Source organism: Oleiphilus sp. HI0066, from assembly GCF_001635725.1.
Genome location: NZ_LWFH01001411.1, coordinates 1 through 20,757 on the forward strand (window position 1 = coordinate 1; position 20,757 = coordinate 20,757).

General features: G+C 45.2%; 20 protein-coding genes. 13 read left to right on the top strand and 7 right to left on the bottom strand.

Annotated elements, in window-relative coordinates:
- The first annotated feature begins 207 nt into the window (after positions 1-207).
- The 4 genes from A3738_RS21325 to A3738_RS21340 all read left to right on the top strand — a co-directional run bounded on the left by A3738_RS21325 (position 208) and on the right by A3738_RS21340 (position 2,448).
- Positions 208-498 carry a hypothetical protein gene (locus A3738_RS21325; protein ID WP_068473097.1) on the top strand — a complete coding sequence of 97 codons (291 nt, stop codon included), beginning with the start codon at positions 208-210 and terminating at the stop codon, positions 496-498.
- A gap of 158 nt (positions 499-656) precedes the next feature.
- Positions 657-1,184 carry a hypothetical protein gene (locus tag A3738_RS21330; protein WP_068502156.1) on the top strand — a complete coding sequence of 176 codons (528 nt, stop codon included), beginning with the start codon at positions 657-659 and terminating at the stop codon, positions 1,182-1,184.
- 412 nt (positions 1,185-1,596) lie between these two features.
- The gene (locus A3738_RS21335; protein ID WP_068502153.1) at positions 1,597-1,872 is read left to right on the top strand and encodes a hypothetical protein; all 276 of its coding nucleotides are present in this window, start codon (positions 1,597-1,599) and stop codon (positions 1,870-1,872) included.
- A 258-nt stretch (positions 1,873-2,130) separates the two neighbouring features.
- A complete protein-coding gene (locus A3738_RS21340; RefSeq protein WP_068502149.1) occupies positions 2,131-2,448 on the top strand; it encodes an antibiotic biosynthesis monooxygenase in 318 nt (105 codons plus the stop codon).
- Positions 2,449-2,958: 510 nt separating this feature from the next.
- On the opposite strand, the gene A3738_RS21345 is transcribed toward A3738_RS21340, so the two are convergent.
- Together A3738_RS21345 and glnK are read right to left on the bottom strand one after the other, a co-directional pair.
- Entirely contained in the window at positions 2,959-4,236 is a 1,278-nt protein-coding gene (locus tag A3738_RS21345) for an ammonium transporter (RefSeq protein ID WP_068474090.1), read from the bottom strand.
- 41 nt (positions 4,237-4,277) lie between these two features.
- Positions 4,278-4,616, bottom strand: coding sequence for a P-II family nitrogen regulator (gene glnK / locus A3738_RS21350; RefSeq protein WP_068474092.1), 339 nt, complete (start codon positions 4,614-4,616; stop codon positions 4,278-4,280).
- 301 nt (positions 4,617-4,917) lie between these two features.
- Here glnK and A3738_RS21355 point away from each other — a divergent pair, with 301 nt between their 5' ends.
- The 6 genes from A3738_RS21355 (at position 4,918) to A3738_RS21380 (ending at position 12,142) form a co-directional block, all read left to right on the top strand.
- Positions 4,918-5,169 (top strand): accessory factor UbiK family protein, encoded by a 252-nt coding sequence (locus tag A3738_RS21355; protein ID WP_068473212.1) that lies wholly within the window; start codon positions 4,918-4,920, stop codon positions 5,167-5,169.
- 84 nt (positions 5,170-5,253) lie between these two features.
- Positions 5,254-6,768: a YifB family Mg chelatase-like AAA ATPase gene (locus A3738_RS21360; RefSeq protein WP_068474095.1), complete on the top strand. Its 1,515-nt coding sequence runs from the start codon at positions 5,254-5,256 to the stop codon at positions 6,766-6,768.
- 312 nt (positions 6,769-7,080) lie between these two features.
- Positions 7,081-7,773, top strand: a complete 693-nt coding sequence (gene trmB, locus A3738_RS21365) for a tRNA (guanosine(46)-N7)-methyltransferase TrmB (RefSeq protein WP_231876726.1) — start codon at positions 7,081-7,083, stop codon at positions 7,771-7,773.
- Between the two features lie 11 nt (positions 7,774-7,784).
- On the top strand, positions 7,785-9,461 hold the full coding sequence (locus A3738_RS21370; RefSeq protein ID WP_068474097.1) for a lysophospholipid acyltransferase family protein: 1,677 nt from the start codon (positions 7,785-7,787) through the stop codon (positions 9,459-9,461).
- Positions 9,454-10,263, top strand: coding sequence for a tRNA cyclic N6-threonylcarbamoyladenosine(37) synthase TcdA (tcdA, locus tag A3738_RS21375; RefSeq protein WP_068474099.1), 810 nt, complete (start codon positions 9,454-9,456; stop codon positions 10,261-10,263). Before A3738_RS21370 ends, tcdA begins: the two co-directional genes overlap by 8 nt.
- Before the next feature lie 70 nt (positions 10,264-10,333).
- The gene (locus A3738_RS21380; RefSeq protein ID WP_068502147.1) at positions 10,334-12,142 is read left to right on the top strand and encodes a sodium:proton antiporter; all 1,809 of its coding nucleotides are present in this window, start codon (positions 10,334-10,336) and stop codon (positions 12,140-12,142) included.
- Positions 12,143-12,168: 26 nt separating this feature from the next.
- On the opposite strand, the gene A3738_RS21385 is transcribed toward A3738_RS21380, so the two are convergent.
- The 3 genes from A3738_RS21385 to glp are packed head-to-tail and all read right to left on the bottom strand — an operon-like array spanning position 12,169 to position 14,103.
- Entirely contained in the window at positions 12,169-12,618 is a 450-nt protein-coding gene (locus A3738_RS21385) for a molybdenum cofactor biosynthesis protein MoaE (RefSeq protein WP_068473178.1), read from the bottom strand.
- Positions 12,619-12,622: 4 nt separating this feature from the next.
- On the bottom strand, positions 12,623-12,868 hold the full coding sequence (gene moaD, locus A3738_RS21390; RefSeq protein ID WP_068473184.1) for a molybdopterin converting factor subunit 1: 246 nt from the start codon (positions 12,866-12,868) through the stop codon (positions 12,623-12,625).
- Entirely contained in the window at positions 12,868-14,103 is a 1,236-nt protein-coding gene (gene glp, locus A3738_RS21395; protein WP_068474104.1) for a gephyrin-like molybdotransferase Glp, read from the bottom strand. The genes moaD and glp overlap by 1 nt, the downstream gene beginning before the upstream one ends.
- A gap of 238 nt (positions 14,104-14,341) precedes the next feature.
- On the opposite strand from glp, the gene rho reads away from it, so the two are divergent.
- The 3 genes from rho to A3738_RS21410 all read left to right on the top strand — a co-directional run bounded on the left by rho (position 14,342) and on the right by A3738_RS21410 (position 18,179).
- Positions 14,342-15,604 (top strand): transcription termination factor Rho, encoded by a 1,263-nt coding sequence (gene rho / locus A3738_RS21400; RefSeq protein ID WP_068474170.1) that lies wholly within the window; start codon positions 14,342-14,344, stop codon positions 15,602-15,604.
- 67 nt (positions 15,605-15,671) lie between these two features.
- Positions 15,672-17,153 carry a 4-hydroxy-3-polyprenylbenzoate decarboxylase gene (gene ubiD, locus A3738_RS21405; RefSeq protein ID WP_068474106.1) on the top strand — a complete coding sequence of 494 codons (1,482 nt, stop codon included), beginning with the start codon at positions 15,672-15,674 and terminating at the stop codon, positions 17,151-17,153.
- Between the two features lie 12 nt (positions 17,154-17,165).
- A complete protein-coding gene (locus tag A3738_RS21410) occupies positions 17,166-18,179 on the top strand; it encodes a 2Fe-2S iron-sulfur cluster-binding protein (protein ID WP_082869035.1) in 1,014 nt (337 codons plus the stop codon).
- A 48-nt stretch (positions 18,180-18,227) separates the two neighbouring features.
- Here A3738_RS21410 and A3738_RS21415 read toward each other — a convergent pair whose 3' ends face one another.
- Together A3738_RS21415 and A3738_RS21420 are read right to left on the bottom strand one after the other, a co-directional pair.
- Entirely contained in the window at positions 18,228-19,463 is a 1,236-nt protein-coding gene (locus tag A3738_RS21415) for a heme biosynthesis HemY N-terminal domain-containing protein (RefSeq protein ID WP_068474109.1), read from the bottom strand.
- Positions 19,460-20,662, bottom strand: a complete 1,203-nt coding sequence (locus tag A3738_RS21420) for a uroporphyrinogen-III C-methyltransferase (protein WP_068474112.1) — start codon at positions 20,660-20,662, stop codon at positions 19,460-19,462. The genes A3738_RS21415 and A3738_RS21420 overlap by 4 nt, the downstream gene beginning before the upstream one ends.
- Positions 20,663-20,757 lie beyond the last annotated feature (95 nt).

The window sequence follows — 20,757 nt, forward strand, 5'->3', positions numbered from 1 at the left end:
TTATTCTTATAAAGCTCTGATTTTAAAGGGGTAATGAATTAGCAAATGCGTATTCAATACGCATTTGCTAAAGAGTGTGCGCAATTTGAAAAAACGGAAGTCTCATAAGTCTATGATTATTAATGAATTGATCGTTCCGAAGGTGTTAACCTAATTGAAAAGTGATACCCGTATCGGGTACGTAGAATTAACTGTTATGAGTAAGTAATGGGAAAGAAGCTACCACCAGATCAGCTAGAACTTTATAAAAGAATCGATGAGATCCTCTTTTATAAATGGGACCCAATTGGCGTTTCCGATAGCGACTGGGCAAGAGATGAATATCAATCTTACTTGCCAAGAGTTTTTGCTTACGCAATGGAGAGCGATTCTCCAGAGCCAATAGCAAAGTACCTTGGAGTGACTTCAACTGAAAATATGGGGTTATCTGCAGCGCCTGAGCATGATATGAATATCGCCAAAATAATCTTTGAAGTAAAAGAGGGGTTGGGGTTGTAGTATGTGCCACATAAAACTCATAACAAGCCGCTCAAACACGTTCCGGCCGCAAAAAGCGCGACCTCCACTGGACTCACTACACTGCGTTTCGTTCGCCGTTTAGCGGGGCGTTAGAATTTTAGGAAAATCACAATCAAACTAAAGGAGTATTTGTGAATATGAAAAAAGTAACTTTATCGTTAGTTGTAGTGGGTTTTATCTCTGGTTGTGGGAGCTCAGGGTCATCTGATTCTTCAGATCCCTTAACTTCTTCAGGTACACCAGATGAAAACATAGTTGCTGTTTCTGGGGTCTATGATACCTCTCGAACAGGCGATGAAGCTTACTTGTATATTGCTGAATCAGGCGCTGTAACTGCTTATGACTATCAAGGTGAAGCAAGTGGCACAGGCGAAAATTGCTATTCTTTATCTACGGCATCCGGCCAAATAAACTCTAGTCTTCACGAGGGCACTGTAACGTATTCTTCCACTAGTGGTAAATACACCTTAACCAGCGACTCCAATACTCTAGAGTTTACTTACGATACTACAGACGGCATGGAAAACTTCCTTCTTGATTCTGTCATTAGTTCTACGACAGGGTTAAATATTTCAGCTGCAAATATGAATATTAAAGTGGGTGGTGATGGTAATCTTCAATCTAGCTTGCTAATCAGTGATATAGAGTCATTACTCTGCAATTAATATTCTAACAAGGCCATCATAGGGGCATTGTTTACTCCGCTGCGCTTTGGGGTGGCTGCGCCACTTTACCCCAAAGCTCCACTCCATAAGCAATGCCCCATATGGCGGCGTTAGTACGTACTAAGAATGAAAAGCGGACATTTGTTTTTCATTCGCAAGTAGACATTAGGAGTCGTTAATGGAGCAATAACTAAAACGTTACCTTCTTGCGGATAGCTGACCTGTCCTGAACGTCAAAAAAATCAGTGCGTCGCAAGACAGACTTTCAAAACGAGGTCGTTTCATCTTAGGATAGAAAACTTAAGGATGGCCTTGCCTACCAAGCAAGGCGCGATGATTTGAGGTTGCATACTTTGCAAACCAACAGGCCTCGAAACTAAGATTCCACGGCTATGTTCACTAAGGTGCTGATATGAAAGCGAAGCTTATCGCATTGTCTTTATTAAGTTTTGGGCTGCTAATGTACTTCGCAGTTGAGGAAATTTACTTCCCATTTATTTTGATCCCCTTCATCGGTTTTTCTATAACGGTATTTATGTGGCCTTTACCAAATGATGAAAGCAGGAAACGAAAAAGTCAGGGGTATAAAGGTAGTGACCCAAACGGATTCGATGTTTTAGGTGAGACAGCCAGAGCACTAAAAAACAAAAGAGATAATGAAAGCAATGGCATCGATATCGATTTATAGGCTTAACCATTTTTACAGTTCGCTCAATACAAAAAGGGTTTCAGTATCTCAGCTCCAGGGCATATTCTGATTTTGTAATGTACGGCTTGGTTCCCCTATTAATCCCATTAATTACGTTAGCATGGTTGGCGTTTTATGATTAACAGCAACATCACACATAACCAGGCTATCAAAGATCGCCCAACAAGTTGGGCTGGACAGTCAATGCTGCGCATTGCCTGCCCTTTATAGCGGCGTTAAATGCTCAAAGGAGTTTAGATGTCTCTCATTGCCAATACACCGGCACCACCTTACTACGCAGTAATTTTCACTTCTCACCGTACAGAAGGTGATAACGGTTATGGCCAAATGGCAGATCGAATGGTTGAGCTTGCGTCAAAGCAACCAGGCTTTTTAGGTGTAGAGTCAGCGCGAGAGGATGTTGGAATTACCGTATCTTATTGGTCTGATCTTGAATCCATTAAGCGGTGGAAGAAAAATGCAGGGCACCAAGAAGCCCAACGGCTTGGTCATGAGAAATGGTATGCATCGTTCAAAACTCGTATATCGAAGGTGGAACGTGACTACGGCATTTAACAATACAATCGACGCCCGCCAGCAAGCTAGCTCGGACCTACGTTTCGGTGCTTCGCGCCTACACTGCGGCCCGTTATTGTAGGCGTTCATGTCTGCTTACTATATAAACTCGAAATAAATCCCAGTTAAAAACTTGCCTGTCTGACGTCCGCTTCTGTATATAAATCGAAAAGTTTTCGCGCCGCGAAATGTCCGCTTCTTTGTAGAAGTACGCATCAAGGATCGACCGGACATCAGCAGTTCAACATCCGCTAATGTCTATTTCTGTGCATTCACAAACCAGATTCCGGATACCCCAGGGCACCCTCTCTTGCGCGTTGCGCAATTCACCTTGTCACGCTTCGCTGTCCGGAATGACGAACGGGAGGATGATCGCTTCTGTCTATTCCTAAACATAGAATGCTAAACAATAACTTTTTATGCGTAGGGTTAAACAAACAATTCGATAGACAACAAAAAAGGGCGCTCAATGAGCGCCCTTCTTCTTAGATCTTACTAAGGACTAGTTGATTAGTCTTTAGTGAACTCTGGGTATGCTTCCATACCACATTCTGAAAGATCCACACCTTCGTACTCTTCTTCTTCAGAAACTCGTAGACCGATAACCGCTTTGATTACGCCCCAAGCGATCAAGCTTGTTACGAATACCCATGCAAAGATTGTTACCGCACCTACTAGCTGACCCATGAACGTAGCGTCTGCGTCTGAAAGTAGAACCGCGAAGATACCCCAAAGACCAACAACACCGTGTACAGAGATCGCGCCGACTGGATCGTCAAGCTTAAGCTTATCAAGAGTAACGATTGAGAATACGACGATCACACCACCGATTGCACCGATTACAGTAGCAAGTAGTGGAGATGGATCTGCAGGCTCAGCAGTGATAGCAACAAGACCAGCTAGTGCGCCGTTCAATGCCATTGTAAGGTCTGCCTTACCGAACAAGATGCGTGCAACGATAAGAGCAGCAATCAAACCACCCGCTGCAGCAGCGTTTGTGTTCAAGAATACGCTAGCAACTTCGTTTGCTACAGCGATACCGCCAAGCTTCAAAGTAGAACCACCGTTGAAACCGAACCAGCCCATCCAAAGGATGAAAGTACCAAGAGTCGCTAGTGGAAGGTTAGCGCCTGGGATAGCGTTAACTTCACCGTTAGGACCGTACTTACCTTTACGAGCACCAAGAAGGATAACACCAGCAAGTGCAGCTGCTGCACCAGCCATGTGAACGATACCAGAACCTGCGTAGTCGCTGTAGCTAAGCTCATACAAGCCGAATACTGCGTCGCCGTTCCAAGTCCAAGAACCTTCCATTGGATAGATGAAACCAGTCATGATTACCGCAAAAACTAGGAAAGCCCAAAGCTTCATACGCTCTGCAACCGCACCAGATACGATAGACATTGCAGTTGCAACGAATACTACCTGGAAGAAGAAGTCAGACGCGCCTGAGTACTCACCCATGTCGCCGAAACCAGCTTCAGTTGCAGAAGCAAGTACGCCAGCGATTGCAGCTTCGTCCATAGAAGCAACGCTGTCAGTAGCACTTAAGAAGTAGCCGCCGCCGTACATGATTTCGTAACCGCATACTAAGTACATAGTACAAGCGATCGCGAACAACGCGACGTTTTTAGTCAAAATTTCAGTCGTGTTCTTAGCGCGAACAAGACCTGCTTCAAGCATGGCGAAACCTGCCGCCATCCACATTACTAATGCGCCGCACACCAAGAAATAAAAGGTGTCCATCGCATATTGAAGTTCAAATATGTTATTGGATAACTGTTCCATGATAGCCCTCCGTACCTAGGCTCTTATGATTTATAAAATGGTTATACAGCGTCAGTGCCGGTTTCGCCGGTACGGATACGAATCGCTTGCTCAAGAGCAGAAACGAAGATCTTACCGTCACCGATTTTTCCTGTGTTTGCAGCTTTAGAGATTGCTTCGATTACTTGATCAAGTAAATCAGAGCCAATAGCTACTTCGATTTTTACTTTTGGAAGGAAGTCCACAACGTATTCCGCACCGCGGTATAGTTCTGTGTGACCTTTCTGACGACCGAAGCCTTTTACTTCAGTTACCGTAATACCTTGCACGCCAATTTCAGATAATGCTTCTCGCACATCGTCCAGCTTGAAAGGCTTGATAATGGCAGTTACGAGTTTCATATATGTCTCCTTATTATGCCGCCTATTTCATTATTATTTCTGTCTCGACTGGGCAGCGAGTCTTCTGCTGCATCGTAGTGAACTGATAAAGCAGTCTGTGTGCCAATGATTAAAAGTTCATAATAATCAGTCGCTTATGAATATTTTTTGATGTTTTGTTTTTGAAAAGTGCGCTTAAGAAGGGCGAGTATGTGTGCTACGCACTGTTTTGGTGCTTTATTTTGGTGCGTATTCTTCAACTGTGATTCGATGGAGGGCAATGGTAGACTTGGCGCCAGTTTTAGACAGTTGGTAAGAGACTATGTTGAACCCTCAGCAATTATTCGGAGTGATTCAAGATCAGGTTAATCAAGTTTTTCCTGAATTTGGTAAAGCTGCACAGGACGAGATTTCAAACAATCTGAAGATTGTTATTTCTAGTGTTATCAATAAGTTGGATCTAGTATCTCGTGAAGAGTTCGATGCACAACAAGCAGTGCTAGAGCGCACGAGAGAAATGCTTGAACAGTTAGAAAAGTCTGTACAGGACTTACAAAGTAAAATCGACGAGTAACACTCGTTTGGTCAAAAAGCTTTGCTAAGGATGGCAAAGTGAAACTTGCACCATGGTTGTGCAATATTTGAGCAAGGATGCGTAATGAGTTTGTCTATTGTGAAAACGCGGGCATTGTTCGGCGTTGAATCCCCTTCCGTGCGTGTTGAAACGCATCTATCCAATGGTCTGCCTTCATTTACCGTTGTTGGTTTACCCGAGGCGGCCGTAAAAGAAAGCCGTGAACGTGTGCGCTGCGCACTTATAAATAGTGGTTTTGAGTTCCCGATGCGCCGCGTGACCGTTAATTTAGCGCCTGCAGACATACCGAAAGAGGGCGGCCGTTTCGATTTAGCTATTGCTGTTGGGATCTTGGCGGCAAGTGGGCAATTGAATGGAGTTGATATTAGCGCTTGCGAGTTTATTGCCGAGTTAGCATTAACTGGAGAGTGCAGTCCCGTCACGGGTGTCTTACCTTCTTTGATTGAAAGCCTCGAGTCTAGCCACCGTGTGTTTGTTGCGAAGGATGATCTCCGTTATGCTCACTTATTAGGTGCAAAATCGATCTATGGCATAGAAGACCTTCGGCAGTTGGTGGAATATCTTCGCGATCCTGAGCGTGCAACGACATGCCGATATACTGCAGAAACTTCTGATCAAGACCTAGATGCTCAAATAGATGATCTGTCGGATGTTCTTGGTCAGTATTCTGCGCGTAAAGCGCTAGAGATAGCTGCAGCGGGAGGGCATAACTTATTGTTATTTGGTCCGCCAGGAACAGGCAAAAGTATGCTTGCTTCGCGTATCAGCGGCATATTGCCTCAACTTAATATCAAACAAGCACGCGACGTAGCCGCTTTATATAGCTTAACCAATACTCCGAGAGATGAGGGGGATTGGTTTACACCACCATTTCGTTCACCTCATCATTCGTGTTCGGCAGTTTCTCTTGTAGGAGGTGGCGCTAAACCTAAACCCGGTGAAGTGTCTTTAGCGCATCAGGGTGTTTTATTTTTGGATGAGCTGCCAGAGTTCTCGAGGCATAGTCTTGAGATGCTACGAGAGCCTTTAGAGTCGAATGCGATTTCGATCGCGCGCGCACAGCATCAAATTACCTTACCTGCGAATTTTCAATTTATTGCTGCCATGAATCCATGCCCGTGTGGCTATTTAGGGCATCCAACGATTGCTTGTACTGATACGCCGCAACAAATCGAACAGTATCGCCGAAAATTATCGGGCCCTTTATTAGATCGAATTGATATGTATGTTGAGGTGCCTTTTCAGTCGGCACGGGTTTCTCTTGGCGCTAAGGAAAAAGCTGAATCGAGTGCACAGGTGCGAGCACGTGTTGAGCAGGCACGTGAGATACAAATGCGCCGCCAAGGATGTTTGAATAGCGAGTTACATGGTGAAGACTTATCGCGAATATGTGCCTTAAGTGAAGTCCAACAAGATTGGTTAATCGTAACAATTGATAAATTGGCTTTGTCGAACAGAGCCGCGCATAGAATGATGCGTCTCGCGAGAACCTTGGCGGATTGTTCTGGGCAGGCGGTGATTAGTCAGGGGCATTTGTCTCAAGCCTTGCGGTTCAGATCTGTGCTATCCAAGGTTTGATACTTTTTAAAAGGCAAAAAAAGAGGAGTCACATTGTGACTCCTTAATAGGGGTTTCTTCAAGGAAGACAGAACCACGATCGCTTCTTCGTGAATCTGTGCTGCTAAGTATACGATCAATTTTTAACCTATCCGTGCAAAACATCACCAAATATGTAACAGATCGTTAAATCGTTATGGCCTTGTGTTCTCGATCACGCTTTAAATGTGCACGAAGTGGGTCTTTTATAAGAATCCGTGACTAACTTGCTAAGAAATCACGCTAAATCTAAAATCCTCCCCCGTGTAATAGATTCAAAATTAAGGACTTTCAGTGACAGATCAAGACAACCCAATGCAGCGAGTTATACGCAGTTTCGTAGTGCGAAGCGGGAGAATGACCGCTGGGCAGACCCGAGGGTGGGATTCATATTGGGAAGCCTTTGGCCTAGATCCTGAACAAGAACTAAATTTCGAAGAGATATTTGGCAATACAAACCCGGTTGTGTTCGAGATTGGTTTCGGTATGGGCAGTTCATTATTTGAAATGGCGAAAGCTGACCCAAATACGAATTTCGTCGGCGTTGAAGTCCATCGACCCGGAGTTGGTGCCTTACTCGCTCAGGCGGGAGACGAAGGGCTCACAAACTTACGTCTGTTGTGTTGCGATGCGGTTGAGTTGCTTAAGAACAAAGTGCCTAACAACAGCTTGGTGCGTTTACAGTTATATTTCCCAGACCCTTGGCATAAAAAACGTCACCACAAACGTCGTATTGTTCAGCCAGAATTTGCTGCTTTGGTTGCCACTAAGCTTTCCGAGGGTGGAGTGTTTCATATGGCAACAGACTGGGAGCCTTATGCAGAACATATGGCTGAGGTTATGGATGCAGCACCTGATTACAGTAATTGTGCAGAGACCGGCTCGTATTCTCCCAAGCCTGACTACCGACCTACTACTAAGTTTGAAAAACGTGGAGAGCGTTTAGGGCACGGTGTGTGGGATTTGCTTTACCGTAAATCTGTTTAGAGATTTGTTTGATGCTGAAACTGCCATTCATTGCGCGGCAAGCAGGAAGTCGTGAAATAGTCCCGCCGCAAACGTCTGCGGGTTCATTTCATACCTCGGTTTCCGAGCTCGTGAAGCAAGCGGGAGTCGGTCTTGAATATGATCAGGCAAGCCTTGATCGTATCCCACAACTTGGTCGTTTAATCATCCTAGCAAATGATCCTTTACCGGGCGTTTCGAGCTTAGCGTTATTGCACCTAGTCTCGCAGGTAAGATCAGATGTTGCCTGTATTGCAGAGACAGGCAATCGATGGCTGACGGACTTGCCTGATGGCACACAATTAAATGCAGCCCAACAGTCGTCAGAACAAACAAAGCACAAGGCATTAGAGCATCTTGCGAATGAGGGTGTGCTCATTATTCAGCCTGTTCATTTGGGACGTTCCGAAGGTGTTCCTAAAATCACGCAGGAGCGCTGGCCGACAGACTTTCTTGCCATTGCAGAGCATTCACAAAGCCCCTTATTGCATATTCATGTCTCGAGTTCCGAGCAGCCTTATTTACAACAAGCACGTCTTTTTTATCGTGGGCATGGCCTTGTTCAAGATTTCGCTCAAACACTCGCGAAGAAGTTTCTACCGAACGTTTACGACCAACGTTTGCTTGTTGGCGAGATAATCGATTCCACGGATTACAAAGATCTACCCCTGCAAGATAAGTACAAAGCGAAGCTATTAAGAAAACAGTTATATCGTGCGGTAAAAGGGAAGAGTTCTTATTTCAAGACCTTGCCAGCGATTGCAACGGCCGAGCCAAGGTCCTCATTATTGGACGAGCTTCAGCACGCTAGTTTGCTTGGTAAAACAAAAGACGGAAAGTTGATTTACTTGTGTTCAGTAGATGAGGGCTCTTCTTTATTGAAAGAGATCGGTCGGCTACGAGAACAGGCCTTTCGTTTAGTCGGAGAGGGCAGTGGCAAAGCCTGCGATGTTGATGCCTTTGATCTTTACTATCAGCATATTGTTCTATGGGACGAGTCGGACCAAGAAGTCGTTGGTGCATATCGTTTACGGTCAACGCATGATATTGCGATTGATCAGTTATATACATCGACACTAATGCATTATTTGCCTAATGCTGAGCCAACCTTGGCACGCGGTGTCGAACTGGGCAGAAGCTTTGTTCAACCAAAGTATTGGGGCTCTCGCAGTCTTGATTACTTGTGGACGGGGATCGCCGCGTATATTCGACAAAACTCTCAAGTTCGCTACTTGCTCGGTGCAGTGAGTATTTCAAATGCCTTTAGCCAAAAAGGTAAGGACCTCTTGCTTGGTTATTACGGTAAGTACTATTTTTCACATACACCGATTATCGAATGTAAACGACCTTACATGATGGGCTATCAAGCCAAGGTCCACAATCAGCACCTGTTCGATGGTTTAGATTCAAGAGATGCCTTTGTTGTGTTGCGTGAGCAGCTGGGTTTGATTGGTCACTCTGTTCCTACGCTCTACAAGCAATACTCAGAGTTATGTGATGACGGTGGAACCCGATTCCACGGCTTTAATATTGACCCTGATTTTCAAGACTGTATTGACGGTTTGGTGGTAGTGGATTTGAGTAAATTGAAACCGCTTAAGCGCAAGCGTTATGAGTTAGTTGATCACGACTTTTTAGCGTTTGAATTAGAGGGTGCAGTCGATGTCTGATCAAGAGTCTGTGAACCTAAAGTCAATTACAGAAGACTACGCCTTTCGTTTTGGAGGGATTGCCCGACTCTATGGCATGAACGCCTTGCAGGTGTTTTTAAATAGCCATATAGCTGTAGTGGGTATTGGTGGTGTTGGGTCATGGGTAGCTGAAGCGTTAGCGCGTTCAGGTATTGGTGAAATCACCTTGATTGATTTGGATGATGTGTGTGTTTCGAATATCAATCGACAAGTCCATGCCTTGCAGAATACGGTTGGCCATATGAAGACTGAGGTAATGGCTGAGCGTCTTAAAGAGATCAACCCTGATATTCAAGTCCATGTGAAGCACACATTTCTAACGCCTAAAAATGTCGGTGACTTACTCACTACAGAATTTAGTTATGTGTTTGACGCCACGGACAGCGTGAAGGCAAAAACTTCTATTGTTGTGCATTGCCGTCGAAACAAAATTCCATTGATGGTTTGCGGCGGCGCTGGCGGACAATTAGACCCGACACAAATCCAGATTGAAGATTTGGCGCGCACCACGCAAGACCCATTGTTGGCGAAGATTCGAAACAACTTGCGTCGCTTACATAACTATTCCCGCAATCCAAAACGTAAGTTTGGCGTTGAGTGTGTCTACTCAACCGAACAATTAAAGTATGCCCAACTCGATGGCAGTGTGTGCGCTTCGAAACCTGATGGAGCCGGACCTGTTAAGTTGGATTGCGCTTCAGGCTTTGGTGCAGTCACATCCGTCACATCTGTGTTCGCAATGGTGGGCGTATCGAGAATCCTTGCTAAACTGGCTAGATAAGTTTTATTTTAGCCAGTTTGCCTGCGTTGAGCGGGCCATGGAGATGTGTTGATCCCCAAGGAAAGCCTCGATGCTTGAACACAGCGTTATTACTCTCGCTTCAATCGGCGTCGTCTCATTAATTTGTCAGTGGGTCGCATGGCGTTTACGCCAACCGGCTATTTTGTTCTTGCTTGTTGCGGGAATCATCCTTGGCCCGTGGCTGGGATGGTTGAACCCAGACGGCCTTCTCGGAGACATGCTTTTTCCGATTATCTCTCTAGCCGTAGCGGTTATCTTATTTGAGGGAAGTTTAACCCTTAAGTTTTCTGAGCTCGGTGGTCACGGCAAAATGGTGCGTAACCTACTAGCCTCGGGCACCGTTGTTACTTGTTTTATCGCAACTTTTGCCGCGTATCTAGCGCTCGATATCCCTTTATCTCTCGCGATGTTGTTTGGTTCGATTGTCGTGGTCAGCGGACCCACGGTGATCATGCCCTTACTTCGCTCTGTCAGACCCTCCGGACGAATTACTAATATCTTAAAATGGGAAGGTATAGTCATTGACCCAATTGGTGCCTTACTCGCCGTATTGGTATTTGAATTCATTATCGCAAGTGGTGATGGCGGCAGTGCGTTTTTACAAACACTCGGCACATTCGGAGCCACATTAGTTTTAGGTTTAACCTTAGGCGGCGCCTCTGGGTATATATTGGGCGAAGCCTTGCGCAGTCACTGGCTGCCGCAGTTTTTATTAAATACGGGCACGCTGACTTTTATGCTCGGCGTATACGCGCTCTCTAATTTTTTGGTACATGAGTCGGGTTTGCTTACGGTGACCGTCATGGGAATTTGGTTAGCCAACATGAGAGGCGTGCCGATCGATGAGATTTTAGAATTTAAAGAATCTCTTTCTGTATTGCTGATCTCTGCACTGTTCATTTTACTTGCCGCCAGAATGGAATTGGTCGCTCTGTATGACTTAGGCATTGCGGCAGTATGGATTATGCTCGCGCTCATATTTTTAGCTCGCCCGATCTCAGTGTTTGTCGCAGCGATTGGCACTGACTTAAGTTGGCAAGAAAAATCTTTCTTATCTTGGATTGCGCCAAGGGGTATCGTCGCGGCTGCGGTATCTTCGTTATTTGCGTTTAAGTTAGAAGAGCAGGGAATGGTCGAGGCTGGAGTGCTGGTGCCTTTAGTATTTCTTGTGATTGTCGTGACTGTGGCTTTGCAGAGTGTGACCGCACGACCATTAGCGAAAGCCTTAGGCGTGCAAGAAGCCGATGATCATGGCTTTTTGTTCTTGGGGGCAAATCCACTCGCTCGTGATATTGCCAAAGCATTCTCAGAGCGTGGTGTGAAAGTTATTTTATCTGATACCAGCTGGGAAAATGTTCGTGCCGCTAGAATGGCAAGTTTACCGGTGTACTACGGGAATGCCGCGTCAGAACATGCTGAGAATAATCTTGATTTGACCGGAATAGGGCAATTCTTAGCGATTTCACCTTACAAACAACTGAACGCTCACGTGGTGTATCATTACCTTGATCACTTTGGTGCAAAGCATGTGTTTGCTTTTAACGAGGCGGAGCAAGAGCAACGAGCCAGCCATCAAGTATCAGAGACGTTCATGCAAACCAATAGTTTGTTTCAAGATGGCTTGAGTTACGCCAAGTTGGCAAGTTTGTATGCGAAAGGTGCGACAGTGAAACTCACACAACTGAGTGATGAGTTTTCTTTTGAGGATTACAAACGCGAGAATGATTCGAGAGCGACATTGTTATTTGGCATTTCGAGCGATGGCTGCGTTTATCCTATCGGCGGTAAAGAAAGTGTTGAGCCGCAGAGCGGTTGGGCGGTAGTAAGTTTGGTGCAAAAGAAAGAGGACGTGGCGTAAGTTTTTAGGAATCCTAAGCTAAAGGATTAGGATTCCCATTGTTTAGCCTGTTCTAAATCACTGTCTTTTGCTTCAACCCAGACTGTTTTTTCGCCGACTTCTTTTTTCCAGATTGTCGCATCTCGTTTTAAATAATCCATGATAAAACTGCAGGCAGCGAAGGATGCATCGCGATGAGAAGAGCTGACGGCCACAACAACGATTTGATCATCTAGTTCAAGTTCTCCGACACGATGAATAATGCATGTCCCTAGGATAGGCCAACGTCGTTTCGCCTGATCAACGATTTTCGCTAATTGCTTTTCAGTCATGCCTGGATAGTGTTCAAGCACGATGCTTTCTACGCCAGATTGATCTCCAAACTCTCGCACTAAACCTGTAAAAGTACAGATTGCACCAGTTTTTCCTGGATGTTGTTGGCGTAATTGCTGATGAATCTCTGCAATATCAAAATCATTTTCTTGGACTTGGATCATCGAGCTAGCCGCCTGTTACTGGAGGGAAGAAAGCAATGTCATCGTCGTTGCTAATGGGCGCTGAGAAATCGGTGACTTCTTGGTTTACTGCAACGAGTAGCTTTGTAGAGTTTAAGGCAGAAGCCCAAGGTTCACCTCGGTTTGCTAGCTGTTCTTTGAGTTCTTGTACCGTTGATATAGTCGGCTCATTGACTTCAAGTTCGCCACAATTTAACTGTTCTTTTAAGCTCGCGAAAAATAGTACTTTCATTACTGATCCAAGGTAGTTTCAGGAAGTTGAAGAAGATGAGAGAAAGGAATAAACGTCACTAAGTCTCCAGCTTGTGGGCAGGTATTTTCGGGAATAACTGCGAAGCCTTCAGCCCAACATGATGAGCTCATCATGCCAGAACTTTGATTCGGATGCGCGATGATTTGATTGTCCTCGTTCAGGCGCACACGGATAAATTCGCGTCGAATGCCAGCTTTCTTCCAGTTAAAGCCCAGAGGGAACTGGTGAGTGCGTATCTGCGTTACTCTGCAGCCCTGGCGTTTCAATAAAACAGAGCGTGCCAGCATTAAAAATGTCACGAGTACTGCACTCGGGTTTCCCGGTAATCCAAGAATAGGTGTATCGCCAACTTTGCCAAGCATGAATGGTTTGCCCGGTTTAATTGCAATGCGCCAGAAATCTATTTCGCCAAGTTCTTCGATCGCGGCTTTTATATAATCTTCTTCGCCAACAGACGCGCCGCCCGAGCTAATGATAATGTCTGATTCCGCAGCCTTGTTGAGGGCTTCGATCGTCGCGTCTAGCTTGTCGGCAACACATCCGATATTGCGGACTTCAAAGCCAAAGCTACGGATTAATCCTTCCAAAAGGTATTGGTTCGAATTATAGATTTGTCCGGGTTTTAACTCGCTTCCTGGTTGCGCTAGTTCGTCGCCGGTCGATACTACTGCAACGGTTAGAGGGCGATATGTTTTTATCTCCGCGATACCAGAAGAGGCAAGCAAAGAAATATTCTGTGGGCGCAGAACATCGCCTTTGCGGAGCAATGTATCGCCTACTTGAAAGTCTTGCCCCGCTGGACGAATGTTCTGATTCAAAGATAAATTTGAGCTGGTGCTTAACAGAGTTGTACCGTTAAGTTCGCTTAGTTCGGCACTCTCTTGCATCAGTACGCAATCAGCACCTTCTGGTACAGGAGCTCCAGTAAAAATGCGAGCAGCTTCGCCTTCTTTAAGCTGCCCTGGTGCACTGCCTGCAGGAACACGCATCGTGACAGGAAGGGCAGACTTTTGAATATCGCTAATACGAAACGCATATCCATCAACTGCACTGTTGTGAAACGGTGGTTGGGAAATGCGCGCATTTACATCGCTTGCGGATACTCTATTTAGCGCTTGCTCAATGGGCGTCGTTTCTTCTAATGAGCAGGTTTGAACACGAGAGGATAATTGTTCGATAGCGTCTTCAAGAGGGAGCAGTTTACTGGCACTCATACCGATTTTTTTGGCCTTATAAGTTGGTTTGCTTGCATCAAGTGTATTTTGATCAAAAACTTTAGCTTGTGAAGCATATTTTTGCGCAATAAAACTAGCTATTGTAAAAGAATTGATCTATCTTAAGTTTGCAGCCGTAACTAGCAAGGCTCAATGACTAATTGCGCTCGCAGCGCGTTTCCCTGAAATTTCCTAAATCCTTCGAAAAACACAACTCTGTGTTCCCATGACAATTGCTATGAATCTTACCGAACTTAAGAAAAAATCTGTTCCTGAATTATTAGAAATCGCTTCAGAGATGGGGCTAGACAACCTAGCACGCTCTCGTAAGCAAGATGTAATCTTCACAATCCTAAAACGTCACGCGAAAAGCGGTGAAGACATTTTTGGAGATGGTGTACTTGAAATTCTTCAAGATGGCTTCGGCTTCTTGCGTTCTGCTGAGGGTTCATACCTAGCAGGCCCAGACGATATTTATGTTTCGCCGAGTCAAATTCGTCGTTTCAATCTTCGAACGGGTGATACGATTTCTGGAAAGATTCGACCACCAAAGGATGGCGAACGTTATTTTGCTTTATTGAAAGTTAGCCAAATTAACTTCGATAAGCCGGAATCGTCTAAGAACAAAATTTTGTTCGAAAACCTTACACCTTTGTTCCCTAATGATCGTTTGGTGCTAGAAGTTGGTAATGGTTCAACAGAAGACTTATCTGGTCGTATCCTCGATTTAGTAGCACCAGTAGGTAAAGGCCAACGTGGCTTGGTGGTATCACCACCGAAAGCTGGTAAAACCTTGATGATGCAGCAGATTGCCCAATCGGTTACAAAGAACAATCCTGAGTGCCACTTGATGGTTCTTCTGATTGACGAGCGTCCTGAAGAAGTAACAGAAATGCAGCGCTCAGTGCGTGGCGAAGTGGTCGCGAGTACCTTTGATGAGCCGCCAGCACGTCACGTTCAAGTAGCTGAAATGGTAATTGAAAAGGCTAAGCGTCTTGTTGAACACAAGCAAGATGTGGTCATTATTCTCGACTCGATTACACGTCTTGCACGCGCTTACAACACGATTATTCCAAGCTCTGGTAAGGTTCTTACCGGTGGTGTTGATGCGCACGCACTAGAGCGTCCAAAGCGTTTCTTTGGTGCAGCACGTAACGTCGAAGAAGGTGGCAGCTTAACCATCATCGCAACAGCACTTGTTGATACTGGTTCGAAGATGGATGAAGTCATCTACGAAGAATTCAAAGGCACAGGTAATATGGAAGTGCATTTAGATCGTCGTATCGCGGAGAAACGTACTTATCCAGCGATCAACATTCGACGTTCTGGTACACGTCGTGAAGAGCAGTTGATGTCGGATGATGAGCTACAACGGGTTTGGATCTTGCGTAAGCTTCTTCACAACATGGAAGATGATGTCGCAGCAACTGAGTTTTTGATCGACAAGTTGAAAGATACTAAGACGAACGACGAGTTCTTCTTAGCAATGAAAAAGCGTTAGTACTTATTAATACTAAAAAAAGCCGGCTAGTTGAGTCGGCTTTTTTATTGTTCTCGTAAAACACCGTATGAAATATAAAGATCTCAGAGATTTTATCTCACAGTTAGAAGAGCAAGGCGAACTTGTACGCGTTAAAAAAGAAGTAGATCCAAATTTGGAGATGACCGAAATTTGTGATCGTACGCTTCGAGCCGGTGGCCCGGCTATTTTATTTGAAAATCCAAAAGGCTCCGATATACCGGTCTTAGGAAATCTTTTTGGTACACCTCGGCGCGTAGCCTTGGGGATGGGGCAAGAGAATGTGACGGCACTTCGAGAAGTCGGAAAGCTTCTCGCATTTTTAAAAGAGCCTGATCCACCAAAAGGTTTAAAAGATGCTTGGCAGAAACTTCCTATCTTCAAGCAAGTTTTGAATATGGGGCCAAAGGTGCTCCGTAACGCACCTTGCCAAGAAGTCGTGATCGAGAAGGATCAAGTCGATCTCAGTAAAATCCCAGTTCAAACCTGTTGGCCGGGGGATGCAGGCCCCTTGATTACATGGCCGCTTGTGGTAACGAAAGGCCCTGATCCTGAGAGAGAACGCCAGAATTTAGGTATCTACCGTCAGCAAGTCATTGGTAAGAATCGCCTGATCATGCGCTGGCTATCGCATCGTGGTGGCGCGCTTGATTTACGTGAGTGGCAAGAGAAATATCCCGATAAACCGTTCCCAGTGGCGGTCGCTTTGGGTGCAGACCCTGCGACGATTTTAGGTGCTGTAACGCCGGTGCCAGACTCGTTGTCTGAATATGCGTTTGCAGGCTTACTGCGTGGCGGTAAAACAGAAACTGTAAAGACAAAGCATTCTGAGCTGACTGTGCCCGCGAGTGCTGAGTTTGTTTTAGAGGGCTTTATTTACCCCAACGACACGGCTCCAGAAGGTCCATTTGGTGACCACACAGGTTATTACAATGAAGTAGATGAGTTCCCAGTATTTACCGTGGAGCGTATTACGCATCGTAAAGATCCGATTTACCACAGTACTTACACGGGACGTCCACCTGATGAACCAGCTGTACTTGGGCTTGCATTGAATGAAGTCTTTATACCGATATTGCAAAAGCAGTTTCCTGAGATCGTTGATTTCTATTTGCCGCCAGAAGGCTGCTCGTATCGATTAGCCGTAGTGACGATCAAGAAACAATATCCCGGGCACGCGAAGCGGGTCATGATGGGAGTTTGGTCTTTCTTGCGTCAATTTATGTATACCAAGTTTGTCATTGTGACTGATGACGATGTAGATGCGCGTAATTGGGAAGATGTTATCTGGGCAATTACGACTAGAATGGATCCAGCACGCGATACTACTTTGGTCGAGAACACGCCAATAGATTACCTCGACTTCGCTTCGCCGATTTCTGGTTTGGGGTCGAAGATGGGTATGGATGCCACCAATAAATGGCCAGGTGAAACTGATCGTGAGTGGGGACGTTCAATTGAAATGGATGCGGATGTAAAAGCGCGTGTGGACTCAATGTGGGATGAACTTGGTGTCTTGCCAAAGACTTAGCGTGTTTGGTAAGTGAGTTACTCCATTACGCTTGAGCCGAACGGTCTGCAATTCGAGTGCTCTGAATCCGAAACGCTCATAGAAGCTGGGCAGCGAGTTGATATTCGTTTTCCAGTCAGCTGTCGAAACGGCGTTTGCCATATTTGCAGAGCTGAGTTAATCCAAGGTCGTATTGAAACGCGCACCGGCGAGCTTGTTTCGCCAAACGATACGAACGAAATTTATGTATGTCATGTTAAGCCTCACACTGATGTGACAATTTATATGGACGGGGTGTTAGGCCCTGGTGAATTACCGATGAATACATTTAGTTGCCAGATTAAACAGGTGTCTGAGATGCAGGCGCATGTTTATAAAGTTGTACTAGAGCAACCAGCCGGAAAGTTGAAAGAATTTTACGCAGGCCAGTATTTAGCCTTGTTGTTGCCTGAGCGTGAAGACGAAACATACTTTTCTATTGCGAGTGCGCCGAATCAACGAGAGATTGAGTTGCATATTCAGGCTGATCCTCATTTGGAAAAAGCGCTTGAAGTAGTTCAATTTTTACAAACGAGTGCGAGCGTGCAAGTGAAGCTGCCGTTTGGAAAGGCTTGCTTAAGTTCGGTACCAAGCGAACCAGTTTTGCTACTTGCTGCGGGCACAGGTTTCGCACAGATGAAGAGTTTAATTGAATACTTGCTTGGCAACGGATTTGATAAAGAGCTCAGTTTGTATTGGACCGCTCGCAAAGAAAGTGATTTGTATGCGCTCGACTATGTTAAAGATCTAGAAGATCGGTACGAGAATGTGCATATTCAAACTATTGTTGCTGATGATGACCAAGAGCAGAGCCAGAGCACTCAGCACCACTCCTTGCTAGCTGATGCAGTGTTAGAAGGGCATGGTGACTTGTCTGGCTTTAAGGTCTTTGTTGCGGGGTCGCCTCGCATGGTTTACTCAGCAATGGATGCTTTAGAGGATGCAGGCCTCGAGCATGAGAATTTCTATTCTGACGTGCTTGAGTACGTGAGTCGTGATCAGATCTAGATCATAAATTCAGCAGGGTTAACGATTTGGCTTAACCCCGTGTATTTACTAACGGGGCTGAGGTAATTCAGGAAGGTGCAATTGCTGCATTAAATGCTCTAGTTGTTTGTCGGTATCCTGTGCTGGCTTGTTCAAGTGGCAAGATAATCGATAGAGCTCGGCGCTCGCTTCTAGTGAAGGTTGCTGAGCTAGGCTCGATGAAAAGTACTCTTGCGCTTTTCCCCAAAGCTCACATCGTAACGATAGTCGCCCAAGCGCTAACAGCAAACGTGGGCTATTAGGTCGCGACTTTAACCATTTTTCAGCATTTAGCAATTGCTTCGTCGCGTCTTTGCCCTTTGCTCGCCCATACGCATCGATCAGATTTTCGCTCCACGATTTTTCTAGGGCTTTTCGAAGTATGACTTCTGATTCAGCACTTAAGCCGACACTCATTAGCTCTCTCACATAGGCGTGAATGACGTGCTCATCAAAGCGATATTTACTTGGTACACGCTGCCATACTTCAGCAAGAGATGACTCCAAACTTTCGACATAAACACCATTTTTTTGCTCGGTTTTAAGGCGTGTAGCATAGGTCGCAAATAATTTTGCCCACGCTTGTCGTTCAAAATCTGCACTTAAGTTTAGCTGTTGAGCAAGATCTCCTTCAAAGCACGCAACAAGGTGCTCCCAATCTTCCAACGCGCGATAAACTTGCACGGTTAGTTTTAAGACATATACGTGCTTAGGGTGCTGTTTTCGTAAACGTGTTAGTACTGCAAGAGCTGCTTCATAGCGTTCGTTTTCAATATGCAAACGGACTTGCGTTAAGCTTGCTGCCAGCTCAGAGCCACCGTCGAGCTCGTGGGCTTGCTTGAGTATTTGCGCAGACTCTTTGTGATTACCTTGTTGGTTTGCCGCGTTGGCTGCAGCCAGTAAATTCACCAGAGGCATGCGTGCATGTTGGGCCGACTGTGTTAATAAGGATTTTGCAGTTTGCCAATCACCCTCTAAGAAGGCGAGAAGCCCTCGCTGTGAGTCGTTATTCGCCTTGCGTTTTGGGCGAATTTTAAACCATCGAATTGATTGATTTGAGCCGCGAATAAGTGCTTTTAGCGTACTGATGACAAACCCAAGTCCGATGAGAGCGATGAGATTCAACGACACCAAGACCCAAAGGTTGCTTTCGATCAGCCAATGCCCATAAGTGATTTTGACGTAGCCGGTATCATACTGAATGCCCAAAGTGAGCAAGGCCGCCGCAACAATCGCTAGAATGATGAAAACAAAGACTCGTCTCATTGTTCATTGCCTTCTGTTTGTACAGGATGAGGCGTATTAAATTTCTCGAGGGAGTGGTTGCGATACTTTTTTTCGACAAGCTGCTGGAGCATGGAAAGAGAACCATCAATGTTTACTTGTGTTTGGCTGAGATCGAATTGATTTATCTCATTGAGCTCGGCCGTGATCGCGTCAACAGATGCATTGTTAGTGGGCATGTATGTCGCCATCCATTCCAAGGTATTTGAAATAGATGCTTTAAACTGATCTTGGCGCTGTCTCATTAATAAAAGCTTGGCCTGTTCAATGCGTAAGGCTAAGTTTTGTTTTAAGTATTCCGCGTAATGAGGGGATGGCGGTGCATCATTCTTTTCTTCAAGTCGTTGGATCGAAACAGCCTTGTTAAATGCGGTTTTGATTTTGCTCCAAAGCATCTCATACCAAGTGAGTTCAAGACTTTGTTCTGCTGGTGTTGATGTTGACGACAAAGCTGATACTTCAATACTTTTTTCGGAGAGTTCAGTTTCTAACGTTAAGGATTCAACCACGTTTGCTAAGCCACTTAAGCGCACAATAAGTTCGTCGTTTGCGCTAATTGCCATGCTTCGCAGTGCTAATAATTCTTCAGCGATTTTAACGCGAATCGGCATTAACGCGGCATCGTCTGCTTCTGATAATACTTGATCAGCTGATCCTAACAGGCTCTCTGCGGTTACCGGATCTTTCTCAATGAGTAAACGCTGATTCGCGATACGCAATAAGTATTCTGCTTCTGCTAAGAGCCAGTCTTGTCGTGAATTACCGGTGATTTCTATAACTTGTTGATGCAAGCTCGAAAGAGATTTTTGATGCTCTGATTCTATTTTTGCTTGTTGTTTTTGTTGCGACTCAACTGATTGTGCAAAGTTACTTTGATCATTCGAAAGCGCATCTAATGCTTGCTGGTTGTCTTTGACTGCTTTACTGAGCGAACCTAGTTGTTGACTCATTTTTGTTTGAGTGTCGATGATTTGCTTGCCGTAAATGAAGCCAAAATAGCCGCCAGTGCCAAGACAAACAAGCACGACAATGATCAATAACTTACTGAGCAAGCCAGAGGATTTTTTATCAGTACTTTTGGGCTTTGTAGAGGCCGTTGTTTTTTGAGATGGCTGATTGCCAGTTTCTGGAACAGTTTTGCTTGTTTCTACTGGCTCATTAACAGGCTTTTCGTCGCTCACGCTATGCTCTTTCTTTGTTATCGTTAGAGTAAGAGCTTAGCCTTAAAATGCTGCCTTTTCACTTAGCAATTATTCATCTAAGCGCTCAGCTGAGA

Coding starts and splice junctions, on each gene's coding strand:
- A3738_RS21380 (WP_068502147.1), top strand. CDS start 10,334: ATGCTTGAACACAGCGTTATTACTCTCGCTTCAATCGGCGTCGTCTCA.
- A3738_RS21335 (WP_068502153.1), top strand. CDS start 1,597: ATGAAAGCGAAGCTTATCGCATTGTCTTTATTAAGTTTTGGGCTGCTA.
- tcdA (WP_068474099.1), top strand. CDS start 9,454: ATGTCTGATCAAGAGTCTGTGAACCTAAAGTCAATTACAGAAGACTAC.
- A3738_RS21325 (WP_068473097.1), top strand. CDS start 208: ATGGGAAAGAAGCTACCACCAGATCAGCTAGAACTTTATAAAAGAATC.
- A3738_RS21360 (WP_068474095.1), top strand. CDS start 5,254: ATGAGTTTGTCTATTGTGAAAACGCGGGCATTGTTCGGCGTTGAATCC.
- glnK (WP_068474092.1), bottom strand. CDS start 4,616: ATGAAACTCGTAACTGCCATTATCAAGCCTTTCAAGCTGGACGATGTG.
- ubiD (WP_068474106.1), top strand. CDS start 15,672: ATGAAATATAAAGATCTCAGAGATTTTATCTCACAGTTAGAAGAGCAA.
- moaD (WP_068473184.1), bottom strand. CDS start 12,868: ATGAAAGTACTATTTTTCGCGAGCTTAAAAGAACAGTTAAATTGTGGC.
- A3738_RS21415 (WP_068474109.1), bottom strand. CDS start 19,463: ATGAGACGAGTCTTTGTTTTCATCATTCTAGCGATTGTTGCGGCGGCC.
- A3738_RS21340 (WP_068502149.1), top strand. CDS start 2,131: ATGTCTCTCATTGCCAATACACCGGCACCACCTTACTACGCAGTAATT.
- A3738_RS21385 (WP_068473178.1), bottom strand. CDS start 12,618: ATGATCCAAGTCCAAGAAAATGATTTTGATATTGCAGAGATTCATCAG.
- A3738_RS21345 (WP_068474090.1), bottom strand. CDS start 4,236: ATGGAACAGTTATCCAATAACATATTTGAACTTCAATATGCGATGGAC.
- A3738_RS21330 (WP_068502156.1), top strand. CDS start 657: ATGAAAAAAGTAACTTTATCGTTAGTTGTAGTGGGTTTTATCTCTGGT.
- A3738_RS21370 (WP_068474097.1), top strand. CDS start 7,785: ATGCTGAAACTGCCATTCATTGCGCGGCAAGCAGGAAGTCGTGAAATA.
- rho (WP_068474170.1), top strand. CDS start 14,342: ATGAATCTTACCGAACTTAAGAAAAAATCTGTTCCTGAATTATTAGAA.
- A3738_RS21355 (WP_068473212.1), top strand. CDS start 4,918: ATGTTGAACCCTCAGCAATTATTCGGAGTGATTCAAGATCAGGTTAAT.
- glp (WP_068474104.1), bottom strand. CDS start 14,103: ATGAGTGCCAGTAAACTGCTCCCTCTTGAAGACGCTATCGAACAATTA.